A 13,653-nucleotide genomic window follows, 5' to 3' on the forward strand; every position below is an offset into this window, starting at 1 on the left:
TGGGGGGGCTTTTTCATCCCCCACTGAGGGTTAGTTGAACCAATCGGGCTTTTACGGGCAGTTATCCCCCACCTTTCTTCCTCGTTTTTCTTTGAATCTTGAGGTGGGGATCTTACTGCCCGTTAATGCGGGATAAAGTAAAACCTCCCTCAGTAAGGGGCTTGTTGCCCGTTACTGTGGGATAGATCTTTTACCCAAACGTTCATATCCTCTAATTTATCGAAAATATAACAGTTATTCGCCAATCTGCCTGTATACGTATATCCAAGCTGATAAAACGCTGCATTCATACCAAAAGAAAGCGACCGTGCAATTGTATACGAACAAAAAATAGATCTATCTCGCAGCTCTTCTTCTAACTTCATAAGTAAGCTTTTCATGAATCCATGCTTTCGATACTCTGGTAATGTTGCGCAATTCGTCAACTCCGCGTTTCCTTCTTTTACATTCATTTCTGCTGAAGCTGTGCTAATAATCATTCCTTCCATTTCATACACATAATAAATCGTATCTTCCTTCATCGTTTTCACGATATAGTCTGCTTCGTTCAAAGGTGTTGGGTAAATCTCAAATACTTTTCCAAATACGTCCGCAAGCTGCTGTGCATCTTGTTCTGTCGCTTTTCGCAAAACAAACTGTGCTGGTATTTCCTTTTCTATTACTTTTTTTGCAATTACACCACTTATAATTTCATCTTCCTTCACCCACTGCACACTATTACGGCGTTCATCATCCCGATATTTCACCATAAAAAATGCATCATGCCCTTGGAAGTATTGAGGAATACTAGCTTCAAGCATAAAGCCAAGAGAGAGCCACGCAGGAACGTGCTCTCTTTTTCCTTTTATAATTAATTTAGTGAAAGAATGAGAGTTTGCGAGTTCTTCCACTTTACGCATTACTTGCTCGACATTTCCTTTATAATGATCAACACGAATACGTTTATTAAAATAATCTAACGAGCATTCTAATGTATAGTACTTCGTCTGTTCTACAAATTCTTCATAATATTTCATTCGTCCACCTCGCACCAGTCTAGTAATGTACATGCGATAATCTTTGCCGCCGCAATCATTTTGTCAATTTCAATATATTCATTTGGATAATGGGCAACTTTCGTTTCACCTGGACCAAACACGATAGTTGGAATATTAGCAATTTGTGTAAATAAACCACCATCTGTTCCCCATGGCGATGCCTCAACAATCGGTTCTGTGTCTTCAATATGCATAAAATTGTCCTTCAGCGTTGTAATAAGTGGATGCTTTTCCTCTAATTCGCCCGGAACCCAACGTGCGCCAAACCATTCTATTTCTACTGGGTGTTCTATAAACCATGGATCTACCTTACTTAATTGTCCTACCCAATTTTCAAATTCTATTTTTGCTTCCTCCATACTTTCATTCGGCGCAACACCATATCTGCCTTCTAAAGTAATAAAATCGGGCACAGAACTCGGCCAACTGCCACCTTCAATTTTCCCGATATTAATCGGAATTGGAATTGGAATTCCTTTATATAACGGATCTGTAATTCTTTCATTTCGTTTTTCTTCTAGCTTTCTCATATGCTCTACAACAAGCATACTTTTCTCAATGGCACTCACACCTTCATAACGCGTACCACCATGAGCAGCTTTCCCTTTTACGAATAAACGAAACCACATTGAACCTTGTTGTTTCGGAAAAAATTTCATGTTTGTCGGCTCTGGGATAATTACACCATCCGCCTCGTAACCTCGTAAAATTGCCGCAAGCGTACCTGCGCCGCCGCTTTCTTCTTCTATTACACTTTGAAAATATACATCTCCTTTTAAACGGATTCCCGTTTCTATAATGGCTTCCATCGCCAGCATGAGCGCAACATTACCGCCTTTCATATCTGTTGTGCCACGCCCATATATACGATTCCCAACTTTTTCTCCTGCATATGGATGATGATCCCACTGGTTTAAATCTCCTTCAGGCACAACATCGATATGCCCATTTAAAATCATTGACTTTCCGCCGCCGCTTCCCTTTAATGTCGCCACAATATTCGGACTATCAGTAAAGTTTGTACGCGGTGAAACGAAATATGGATGATCTTTCATTTTCGTAAATGAAGGCTCCCAAATATCCAAATCTAAACCAAGTTCACGCAACTTTTCAATCACAACCGCCTGCGCGCCACTTTCATCCCCGCTCGTACTTTTCTCTTGGATTAAACGCTTTAATAATTTCACACTCATATTTTCATTAATTTCAATATATTCACACACTTGTTTTTTATATTGCTCCAATTGTTACATCTCCTTTCATTCAATTACTAGTAAAGATGGACTCACATGAAAAGCAGCTTCTGTGCATTTTTTTACATCTTCTACTGTGTATGGACTCATCAATTCTTGCAGCACTAAGCCGTCCGGTGTTACTTCCATTACTGCCATGTCTGTAATAATTACATCAACACATCGTTTTGAGGTGAGCGGAAGTGTACACTCTGAAACAATTTTCGCATTCCCATATTTATCAATGTGATTCATCACAACGACAACACGCTTTGCCTTTTGTGCTAAATCCATCGCCCCGCCAATACCTGGTACACGCTTACCTGGTACAATCCAGTTTGCTAAATCTCCGTTTTCACTTACTTGCAATGACCCAAGAATTGTAATATCAAGCAACCCTTTTCGAATCATCCCAAATGCCATGCTGCTATCAAAATAACTAGCCCCGGCAATAATCGATGTTGGTAATCCGGCCGCATTACATAAATTTTCATCCTCTTCGCCCTTTACTGGTGTCGGCCCCATACCAACAATGCCATTTTCCGCATGAAACATAACATGCATATCGTCTGGCAAATGGTTCGGAACAAGAGACGGAATACCAATCCCTAAATTAACAATCATTCCATTTTGAATTTCCTTTGCAGCGCGCTTTGCAATTTTATTGCGAACCTCTACTCCCATGCCCATTTCCAATTCACTCCTCCCGATGGAACAATATAATCAACAAATACACCAGGCGTTATAATCTCTTCTGGATCCAGTTCCCCAAGCGGAACAATTTCTTCAGCCTCTACAATTGTAATATCCCCAGCCATTGCAACGTGTGGATTCATATTGCGTGCGCTTTTATCAAACACAAGATTACCAAAAGGATCTGCTTGTTTCGCAAACACAATGGACACTTCTGCCGTTAATGCTGTCTCAATTAAATATGTCTTCCCATTTATTTCAACAGTTCGTTTCCCTTCTTCTACAATCGTATCCATCCCAACATCAACAAGAACACCACCAAGCCCGACACCGCCAGCTCGAATTCGTTCTGCTAATGTACCTTGAGGAGAAAACTCAATATGCAATCTTCCTTCATTTAATTGCCGTCCTGCATTTGGATTTGAACCGATATGCGACGTAATTAACGACTTTACACGCTCATTTGTCACAAGGCGGCCAATTCCCACATCAGGAAAACCAGTATCATTACCGATTAGATGTAAATCTGTAATTCCTTTATCTAAAATCGCTTGAATTAAAGAGGGAGGAGATCCAATACCTCCAAACCCTCCAAACATAAGCGTCATCTCATCATGAAAATATGGCATAACATCTTGTATTGTTTTTAATTTCCCAAATGTATTTGTAATAGTTGTCATACGACACTATGCCCTCCTTTTTGAGCCATTTCCTCTACACTTTTCGCAAAAATATGAAGTAATTCATCAAGCTCTTCATATGTAGTAGTAAGCGGCGGCGCAACTAACAATGCGCTATCTTCCTTACCTGCTTGTCCTGATACAGCTTGGTATAATAAAAGTCCATTTTTCGCCGCAACCGAAATAAGTTCAGATGCTTTTGTAAACGGTTGCAATTCTACTCCAATCAGCAAACCTTTCCCGCGTACATCAGCAATAATTGTCGATTCTTGCTGCACTTTTTGCAGGCCGTTGATTAAATACTCGCCTTTTTCAGCAGCAGCTTCTGGTAAACGATGCTTCTCCGTATATTCAATCACCGCTAAAGCTGTCGCAGCGGAAAGTGGATTTGCACTTAATGTATGCCCACTCATTACAGAACGAGAACCGCGCAAAATTGGTTCCATCACGCGATCACTTACCATAGTTGCTGCCATCGGTGTATAACCAGCTCCTAATCCTTTTCCTAGCGTCATAATATCCGGCTGAACACCCCAATGTTCCATCGCAAACCATGCACCAGTTCGGCCAAGCCCTGTCATGACTTCATCAGCAATAAATAAAATATCATAATGCTCACAAATGTCCTTAATCACCTTATAATAATCCTTCGGTGGTACAATTGCTCCCCCAGCTGCACCGATAATTGGCTCAGCAATAAATGCCGCAATATGCTCCGCCCCAATACGTTCAATTGCTCTCTCTAACTCTGTTGCACATGCAAGTTGACATGTCGGATACACCTTTTGTACTGGACAGCGGAAACAATATGGTGCTGGCAATGTCGGATAATCTTCCAAAATGGAAACAAAGCGTTGCCTACGCAGCGGATGTCCAGACAATGATAATGCTCCCATCGTAATTCCGTGATAACTCATCCAGCGTGACAAAATTTTATTTTTCCCTTGAATACCGCGCTCTTGAAAATGTTGAATCGCAATCTTCATTGCCGTTTCATTTGCCTCTGTACCGCTATTAACGAAAAAGCTCCAATTTAAATCCCCCATATTTAAATCGCTCAGCTTCTTCGCAAGCTTCTCTGCCGGCTCACTCGTGAACTGTGAACGATATACAAATGCAATCTCCTCTGCTTGTTGCTTAATAACTTCAGCAATCTCTTTTACGCCATGTCCGATACTTGCCGTAATTGCCCCTGACGAACCATCAAAATATTTATTGCCGTTTTGATCATATAAATATACACCTTCCCCATGTGAAATCATCGGATAAGGTTGACCAACAAGTGGTTTAATTAAGTAATCGCGCATGACGCTTCCCCCGTTTCTTCGACTCATATGTAAATATGAAGAAAATTGACTTTTCTCTCATAAAAAAAGAACTCTCTGCCTATGCAGTGAATCTATTAAAAAGCCATTATTATAGAATATAAAAATAAGTGCATAAAAATGAAATAGAAAGAAATTTCAGAAACAACTGAGCGGAAGTCAACAATATTCTCTCTACATCCCCCTCCTTACACAAACACAACCAGCAACTAAAAAATCCCTCTTACTCCTCTCTTCTAAAATAACCTTCGAAGTAAAAACATGTTGTTAATGTGTAAACTTCGACAACCCTCTAGTAAATCTCCTTCCTTCTTCGTCACTTTATCTCGTATACTTTCAAATAAATTTAGACAAAATTCAACAAGGGAAAATTTTCTATTTACCAATCAGCTCCTCTCACTTCTTTCATTCTTAAAATAGAAACCGTATTGCTTCTTAGTACAAAACGAAAGAGAGCCCTATAGCAAAGAACAACAGGTTAGTATAACAATCAAATTTAATTCCCTAACTTGAGAAGTGAAACTTCGATGGTGAGGGATTTCTTCACTTGTCTCTCAATCTTAAGGTGGGACGAATAACGGGATAAATTTATTTCTTCTACCTTTCCAACGCCTATAAGTGCTAAATTACATACTATGTTCTAACTCTTATAAATAGCTAACTATCAGTGATTTCCATCGTATATTATATTTTTAATAGACATGTCATTTCATTCAGTTGATGAATTACTCCTAAAAAAAAACGATCTTATTCTATACAATAAGATCGTTTTTCTTCTATTATATATATTACCCCACTACAACTTCTTCTCTTTTTTCTGTTTTATTCGTTAAATGTTCTACAATATGACGAGCGATGTGAACGCCGCATGCGCTTGCTTGCGCTAGTCCGCGTGTTACGCCAGCACCGTCTCCGCCTAAGTATAAGCCGGAAATTTCAGATTCAAAATGCTCGGTTAGTTTCGGTCTTGCGGAGTAAAATTTCGCTTCTACGCCGTAAAATAATGTATGTTCAGATGCAATACCTGGTGTGACGTGATTCAATGCTTCTGTCATTTCAATTAAACTTTTCATTGTATTGTATGGTAACACAAGACCTAAGTCACCTGGTACTGCTTCTTTTAATGTCGGCTCAAGGAAACCTTCTTGAATACGCTTCGGTGTAGAACGACGACCTTTTAAAATGTCTCCGTACTTTTGTACCGTAACTCCGCCCATTGAAATACGGTTTGCTAGACGTGATACTTCATGTGCGTATTCGTTCGGCTGATCGAATGGCTCTGAAAATTGATGTGATACTAAAAGCGCAAAGTTCGTGTTATTACTGCCAAGCGCAGGATCTTTGTATGCATGACCATTCGCTGTCATAATTCCAGAGTGGTTTTCAACAACAACGTGACCAGACGGGTTACTACAAAATGTACGTACTCGCGTTCCGACAGATGTATTGAATACGAATTTCCCTTCATAGAGATGCTTGTTGATTTCCTCCATCACAATGTTTGAAGTTTCAACGCGAACACCAATATCAACTTGGTTCGTGATCATTTTTAAACGGCGCTTTTTCATAATTTTTGTTAACCAAACAGATCCATCACGCCCTGGTACAATTACTACTTTTTTCGCAGATAGCATTGTTCCGTCTTTTAAAACAATGCCGCGTACAACATGTTCATTCTCTACTTTTTCAGTTACAATGTCGTCTACTTCTATTTTAAATTTCATATCGATTTTCTCTTTTAAATATTCGAAAATGCTTTTTAAAATCTCTAAGTTTTGTTCAGTACCTAAGTGGCGAACTTGTGCACGCAATAGTTTTAATCCAGCTGCGTAAGCGCGTTTTTCGATATCACGAACTTCATCTGTTAATGGATCTGTAATTGAAGTAGTTGCACCGTGTGCTAAGTTAATTTCATCCACATATTGGATTAAATCCATTACAGTCGATGCAGATAAATAATCTGTCATCCAACCACCGAATTCACTTGTAATGTTAAATTTCCCATCTGAATATGCTCCTGCACCGCCAAAACCATTTGTGATTGAGCATGCTGGTAAACATCCTGCATGATCTTTCTTTCCAGCAGCAGGTGGACACTTCGTTATTTTCTTCTGAAGAATCGGACAATTACGACGATAAATATCATGTCCTTTATCAATTAACAGCACTTTTGCATCTGGCATTTTAACAATTGTTTCATAGCAAGTAAAAATGCCAGCAGGACCTGCACCTACAACAATTACATCATAGTTCGTATTCATGTATTCATTCCCCCATTGCATTCCTTAGAAAATCCTTACTAAAAGTACCATGTTCTATTTGGAATGTCAACGAATTTAACGAATTATTTATAGATAAATTAACTTTAATGTTCGTGAAAATGATGTTTTCTCTTTGAATTTTGGTTAAATAAGGATATTACAAAAGAAAGAACCGATTAATATGTAATTAATCGGTTCACCATGACGCTCTTTCTAAATAACTAGAAGCGCACGCAAGTAGCTCCAATGATAATTAGTAAAATAAATAACACAACAACGATTGCAAAGCCATAACCACAGCCTCCACAGCCATAACCGCCGTAGCCAAATCCACCGCCGTAGCCACAGCCATAACCTCCACCATAACCCCACATAGTTTTTCACTCCTTACATCTATTTAAAATAGTTTACATTGACAAAATATGTAGGACAAACCTCATTTTGTATGTGTGTTTGCCTAGAAATAAAAAAAATCTCCAGCTTAGCTAGAGGTTTCATCTCCTGCAAGATGAATATTTACAGGACTATGGTTGAATTTTTCTGTTCTAATAATACATATATATTAATTTAAGAATGTAAAATTACTGGTAAAGATAAAGTGAAACTTCCATCAGTGGGTTTTTTCTCATCTCTCCACCTATCTTCTTCGCCTCTCTCTCAATCTTGAGGTGGATCCTTACTACCCAAGAATAGCCGGATAATACAGAGACAAAATTTATAACGGTAAAAGAAAAATCTCAGTTAAAGCTTTCATAAATCATTTATTTCTAAAAACTTGATGTTACAAATGCTAATTTTGTACAAAAATATTCGTTATCATTTACCATAAAAAATCAATTGTAACAGAACTTTTTTATCATCAATAGTTATCAAGTACTTATGACATTTGTACATGCATATAGTTGTAATAATGATACTAGAGGAGGGAAAATAAATGAATCCGTCTGAAGTAGAAAAGCATGCGCAGCAAGCTGCAATGTATGAGCAACTTGCCTGTTATTACAAATATATAAATCCACAAAAATATATGGAATTATATTTGAAACACTATAAAGCTATGAAACAATTTGTACAGGCTTATGAGCAAAGCAGGATATCACTACCACATTCAAGCGAACAATCGTTACCATCTCATGTTCGAATCTTGCACGCTTCTCCTGACGCATCCACTGTTGATATTGTCATAAATGGACAAAAAGTGGTGAAAAACATTTCGTTTAAGCAACATAGTCCATACCTTTCACTTATACAAGGACAATACCGTATTGATATCATACCTACCGGTGATGAAACTCCAATCTTTTCAGCTCTCATTCCCATAATGGGGAACCATGTATATACTCTTGCGGCAGCTGGTACTGTTGATAAACTTCAACTGTTACCTCTCATTGACAATACACCTTTACCATACGGTCAAGCAAAAATACGATTCGTCCATTTATCTCCTGATACTCCCGAAGTAGATGTAGCTTTAAAAGATGGAGAAAAACTGTTCGAAAAGGTTGCATTTAAACAGGCAACAGATTACTTGCAAGTAAGTCCCGGTGTAGCAGATATAGAAGTATCAGTTACGGGAACTAAAAACGTTGTATTAACAATTCCCGAAGTGAAAATTGAGGCAAATAAAATTTATACAATTGTTGCACTTGGTTATGCAAATAAATCACCAAAATTGGAGAGTTTGTTTTTGACAAATTAAATTTTTCAAAAACATATAATCATTTCTAATTTTATAAAGCAACTTCTAGTATGTACAATCTGTTTATTTTATCATTTCACAAATATTGGAAACACAATAGAAAAAATATTCAATTTAATTTATAATTTTATAGCAATCCATATATTTCCAGTAGGTTACTCATGACTCATTTTGAAGAAAATTTAAAAAAGCACGCACAATTAGTTATACAAATGGGGATCAATATTCAAGAAGGACAAACTTAAATAAAGTGAAACTTCCATCAGTGGAAAGTTTCTTCACCTCTCACTGATGGCTAGCTGAACCAATCGGGCTTTTACGAGCAGTTGCCCCCACCAACCTTCCTTGCTTCTCTCTGAATCTTGAGGTGAAGGTCTTACTGCCCATGAATAACGGGATAAAGCTGACATAAAAAAATATCAACTCATTTTGTACACTCCACATTTTGATATGACAACATTCCTTTTAACAAAAACACACCGTTCTTATTTGAACGGTGTGTTTTTAACTTTAACAAACTAACGCACTATTGCATTTCTTGAAACAAATAAACGGTACAATTATCCACAGCTCTACTATAATACATTTCACTTTATTTTATATCGATTTTTCAAAAGAAATATGAAATTCTGTCCATTCTTCTGTTGACTTACATGTAATAGATCCTTTATGTTTTTCCACAATTTGCTTACAAACAAATAAGCCAATTCCAGTTCCTAACTTTTTTGTCGTTACAAATGGTTCAAATATTGTTTCAATATTTTTTGGCGGAATCATCGGGCCATTATTTTTAATAAAAATATGTATTAGTTCTTCATCTTCACACACATCAATAACAATTCTCTTACTTTCTACCACTCCTTCAAGAGCGTCAATAGAGTTCATTAAAATATTTAAAAACACTTGCCTAACTTCACTTCGATACCCGATAAATGGTATTGGATACGGCAGATTTTTCTCAATAGAAACATTTGCATTCACTAAGCTCGGATATAAGAACTGGATAATATCATGAAATAAATCATTCAGCCAAAACCGCTCTGCTTCATTCCAAATTTCTTTTTTAGAAACAAGTAAAAATTGAGAAATTCTAAAATTTAATTGGTCAAGCTCATGCGAAATAATATCTAAGTACGGAAGATGGGGTTGATCTGATTGTAACAGTTTTACAAATCCCATAATAGAAGTTAGCGGATTGCGAAACTCATGAACGAAACTTGCTGACATTTGTCCCAAAATTGTCAATCTCTCTTTATGTGTTTCGTTAATAAATTGTTGCTTTTCTTCTAAATTTTTCGAGATAATTTCTGAGTATTTCAAAACTGTATAATAGATTAGGCGGTCAAAACAAGTATGTATTTTTGCCATGATTGGTTTCAATTCACGAGCACTCACATCTAATTCACACATTGCCTCAAACAATTCATTTCGCCCTATATTCGCATTATAGACAAAGTCTCCAATATTTGCATCTGCCCCCGCGCGCTCAATGGCGATTTTCTCACATAACGTCCTAATATGTTCAACTTCTTTCTCTTTCATAATGAGTTCCATCATTAATGCTAGTAAATTTTCCCCGTTTTCAATAATTTCGTCTTTAAACGGATCGTTTTCTGAAATAATAATTTTGTTTTTCCAGTTCTCTACGAATTGTTGACTATTCTTTTTTAAGTACATACAAAACATTTTACTAATATCCTTATCGATTGGAAAAACCCCCATTCCCTCCATCTCCATACGAAAAATACCCTATATATTTTGAATATTAACACAAAAAACGAATTTCGTTAAGAGAGTAATGTCACATTTTGTTATTTAATGTTGATAAAATTTTAAAATATAGTACGTGAAATTATATTTTTGCATCCTTTTCATTTCTTTCGTACAATAGAAATAGGAAAGGTGTGAAAAAAATGGGAAATAAAAATGTGGAAGATTATCTTCAAGAAGGCATTCATGGACAAAAACAAAACAAACCTGAAGAACGAAATATGTTTTTAAGCACATTGCGTGAGCGCGTAGAAATCGCATTAACAATTGGGCAAGTGATGCAAACAAACGTATATACAGCAGTAAAAGAAAGTATGGGTTCTTCTCAAGGGTTAACATTGTATGTGAACGGTAGCATCGCTTACCCACATTTATCTAAATACATTAAATTAGCAAACGAAAAACAAGTAACGTTTACAATTGTACAAAATAAAGATACAAACACACCAATCGGCCTTGTACTCGCGCATGATACAGCGGTTGAGAAAGAGCATATTTATGTAGAAGATGAGATTTATAAGCAAGAGATAAAGTGAAACTTCCTTCTGGGAACGTTTTTTTCCCAGAAGGTTAGTTGAACCAATCAGGCTTTTACGAATGAGACGGCAATTCATCCCCACCTTAAACTGAGCTATGCCCCGCGCATTTTGAAGATGGGGTTTTCTTGCCCATTTTCCGATAAATAAAAAACCTTACCATATGGGCAAGGTTATGAGCTTACTTGTTCTTGAAGAGACACATGTTGTTCTGTTACTTTTACAGGCTGCGGTGCAATCTGCTTCGTCACTTCGATTTGTTTAATGTAATGACCATCTAACTCAACAATACGAAACTTATAATTTTCAATGTCCACAATATCACCTTGTTCAATTTCAAGATGTTCTGTTAAAATCCAACCACCAATTGTATCAACGTCTTCATCGTTAATTGAAAGCCCTAATAATGCATTGACTTCACTAACAAGTACTTTTCCTTCTAAAATTATTTTCGTTTCGCTAATGCGCTGAATCTCCGGCTTTTCATCCGTATCAAATTCATCTTGTATGTCACCAACGATTTCTTCTAATATATCTTCAACTGTTACAAGCCCAGATGTTCCGCCGTATTCATCCACTAAAATTGCCATATGTGTGCGTTCACGCTGCATTTTCACAAACAAATCATGAATAGCAATTGATTCAATAATTTGGATAATCGGACGAGCATACTGTGCAACAGTTTCTTTATTTGCACCATCATGTTTCACAAAATCTGTAAAAATATCCTTAAAATTCACAAAACCAATAACATGATCTTTATCGCCGTCAATGATAGGATACCTTGTATACTTCTCATTTGACATCAATTTCATTGCTTCCGTAACAGATTGCTCTTTTTCTAAAATTACCATCTCTGTACGTGGAACCATAATTTCTTTCGCAAGTCGATCATCAAATTCGAAAATCTTATTTACATATTTATATTCCGATTGATTAATTTCACCATTTTTATAACTCTCTGATACGAGCATACGTAACTCTTCTTCTGAGTGTGCTACCTCATGCTTATGCATTGGTTTTAACCCAAACATTCTTGTAACAATACGTGCCGAACCATTTAATGTCCAAATAAATGGATACGCTAGTCGATAGAAAAGGATAAGCGGCCTTGCAACTGCTAAACTAATTCCTTCTGCCTTTTGAATTGCCAATGTTTTTGGAGCTAACTCACCTACTACGACGTGAAAAAAAGTAATAAACATTAAAGCTAGAGAAACAGATAAGACGGATCCCAACGAGGGAGGCACTTCCAATCTTGCAAAAATCGGATCAAGCACACGTGTAACTGCCGGCTCTCCTAACCATCCAAGGCTGAGTGCTGTCACTGTAATTCCTAACTGACACGCTGATAAATACTCGTCTAAGTTTGTAATCACTGTTTTCGTAGCCGTTGCACGTTTATTTCCTTCTGCAATTAAATAATCGATGCGTGAGCTCCTAACTTTGACAATTGCATATTCAGACGCAACGAAGAAAGCAGTTAAGGCAATTAAAACAATGACCATACTTATACTAAATATGTCCAAATACATTTCCTTACTCACTTTGTAAGTAAGGAAGCCACCTCCTAATGGTTTTATTCTAAAGAAAGGACTTCTCTAACAATCTTACAAGTTTCTACACTAGCAATCACCTTTTATACATTATATGCATACATAAAAAAGATATTTACGTTTATGATAACGAAACTTATACTCTCCGTCAAATAAGATAAACAGCTGAAATTAGACAACTTTTGTTCATTTTCGAGATGTTTCCTTTCTTACAAATTTTTTTTGTGAATAAGCACTTTCTTTGCCGATTTCCCACTTCTTTTGTCAAGCATGCAGGGAACGAACAAGCTATCACGAAACCTTCTAACAACAAGGTATGGGAGGGGTTATTGTGGAATATAAAACGCCGATGATCGCCAAAAAACTAGGTACAAGTCCAAAAGCTGTCATCCGTCTTGCACAGCAAATTGGATTAGAATTAAAAAAGAATAAATTTGGACACTATGTTTTTTATGAACAAGATTTACAACAAATGCTTGAATTTCAACGCTCTGTATCGAACCAAGAGCATGAATCATCTTCTTATCATGCTGCTCAAGCAGCACCATCCAATGAAATGCAGCAATTTATAACACAATTAAAAGACATTTCCTTACGCTTGGATCGACTAGAAGAAAAATTACAAGAAAAAGCAGATGATGTTGTGAATTATCAATTGTTACAACACCGTAATGAAATGGAAGAAATGCACGCAAAAATTGAGCAATTGGAAATGGCACTTAAACGAAAAGAATCAATTTATATTGCACCAGAAGTAGCAGCAGCAAAACAGGAGGAAAAACCTAAGCGTCGTAAAATGCTTTTAAGTATTTTTGGATTTTAATATATCATAATAAACAAAGACGATGTTCTTCATGAACATCG

Annotated in this window: 12 protein-coding genes; 3 read left to right on the forward strand and 9 right to left on the reverse strand. The window is 36.8% G+C overall.

The annotated features are described in order from the left end of the window. Window positions 1-149 precede the first annotated feature (149 nt). From ablB to AB1279_RS13760, 7 genes are all read right to left on the reverse strand, one after another. The gene (ablB, locus tag AB1279_RS13730; protein WP_429759341.1) at window positions 150-1,016 is read right to left on the reverse strand and encodes a putative beta-lysine N-acetyltransferase; all 867 of its coding nucleotides are present in this window, start codon (window positions 1,014-1,016) and stop codon (window positions 150-152) included. Continuing rightward, window positions 1,013-2,281, reverse strand: coding sequence for a peptidase (locus tag AB1279_RS13735; protein WP_429750048.1), 1,269 nt, complete (start codon window positions 2,279-2,281; stop codon window positions 1,013-1,015). The genes ablB and AB1279_RS13735 overlap by 4 nt, the downstream gene beginning before the upstream one ends. 15 nt (window positions 2,282-2,296) lie before the next feature. Further along, window positions 2,297-2,959 (reverse strand): CoA transferase subunit B, encoded by a 663-nt coding sequence (locus tag AB1279_RS13740; RefSeq protein WP_429754314.1) that lies wholly within the window; start codon window positions 2,957-2,959, stop codon window positions 2,297-2,299. Then, the gene (locus tag AB1279_RS13745) at window positions 2,944-3,642 is read right to left on the reverse strand and encodes a 3-oxoacid CoA-transferase subunit A (RefSeq protein ID WP_429750050.1); all 699 of its coding nucleotides are present in this window, start codon (window positions 3,640-3,642) and stop codon (window positions 2,944-2,946) included. The genes AB1279_RS13740 and AB1279_RS13745 overlap by 16 nt, the downstream gene beginning before the upstream one ends. Then, window positions 3,639-4,949 carry an aspartate aminotransferase family protein gene (locus AB1279_RS13750; RefSeq protein WP_429759342.1) on the reverse strand — a complete coding sequence of 437 codons (1,311 nt, stop codon included), beginning with the start codon at window positions 4,947-4,949 and terminating at the stop codon, window positions 3,639-3,641. The genes AB1279_RS13745 and AB1279_RS13750 overlap by 4 nt, the downstream gene beginning before the upstream one ends. An 806-nt stretch (window positions 4,950-5,755) precedes the next feature. Further along, entirely contained in the window at window positions 5,756-7,228 is a 1,473-nt protein-coding gene (locus tag AB1279_RS13755) for an NAD(P)/FAD-dependent oxidoreductase (protein WP_429759343.1), read from the reverse strand. A gap of 221 nt (window positions 7,229-7,449) precedes the next feature. Next, on the reverse strand, window positions 7,450-7,602 hold the full coding sequence (locus AB1279_RS13760) for a YjcZ family sporulation protein (protein WP_429750055.1): 153 nt from the start codon (window positions 7,600-7,602) through the stop codon (window positions 7,450-7,452). 560 nt (window positions 7,603-8,162) lie between these two features. Between AB1279_RS13760 and AB1279_RS13765 the strand changes: the two genes are divergently transcribed. Beyond that, complete coding sequence (locus tag AB1279_RS13765; protein ID WP_429759345.1) at window positions 8,163-8,927, forward strand: DUF4397 domain-containing protein; 765 nt, start codon at window positions 8,163-8,165, stop codon at window positions 8,925-8,927. A gap of 597 nt (window positions 8,928-9,524) precedes the next feature. On the opposite strand, the gene AB1279_RS13770 is transcribed toward AB1279_RS13765, so the two are convergent. Beyond that, window positions 9,525-10,664, reverse strand: a complete 1,140-nt coding sequence (locus AB1279_RS13770; protein ID WP_429759346.1) for a BA2291 family sporulation histidine kinase — start codon at window positions 10,662-10,664, stop codon at window positions 9,525-9,527. 176 nt (window positions 10,665-10,840) lie between these two features. Here AB1279_RS13770 and AB1279_RS13775 point away from each other — a divergent pair, with 176 nt between their 5' ends. After that, a complete protein-coding gene (locus AB1279_RS13775; protein WP_429759348.1) occupies window positions 10,841-11,233 on the forward strand; it encodes a YueI family protein in 393 nt (130 codons plus the stop codon). A 173-nt stretch (window positions 11,234-11,406) separates the two neighbouring features. On the opposite strand, the gene AB1279_RS13780 is transcribed toward AB1279_RS13775, so the two are convergent. Next, the gene (locus AB1279_RS13780; protein WP_429759350.1) at window positions 11,407-12,762 is read right to left on the reverse strand and encodes a hemolysin family protein; all 1,356 of its coding nucleotides are present in this window, start codon (window positions 12,760-12,762) and stop codon (window positions 11,407-11,409) included. A gap of 358 nt (window positions 12,763-13,120) precedes the next feature. Between AB1279_RS13780 and AB1279_RS13785 the strand changes: the two genes are divergently transcribed. Then, on the forward strand, window positions 13,121-13,612 hold the full coding sequence (locus tag AB1279_RS13785; protein ID WP_429750065.1) for a chromosome segregation protein: 492 nt from the start codon (window positions 13,121-13,123) through the stop codon (window positions 13,610-13,612). The last annotated feature ends 41 nt before the right edge of the window (window positions 13,613-13,653 follow it).

This window comes from Bacillus sp. S14(2024), from assembly GCF_050473785.1.
GTDB classification, from domain to species: domain Bacteria; phylum Bacillota; class Bacilli; order Bacillales; family Bacillaceae_G; genus Bacillus_A; species Bacillus_A yunxiaonensis.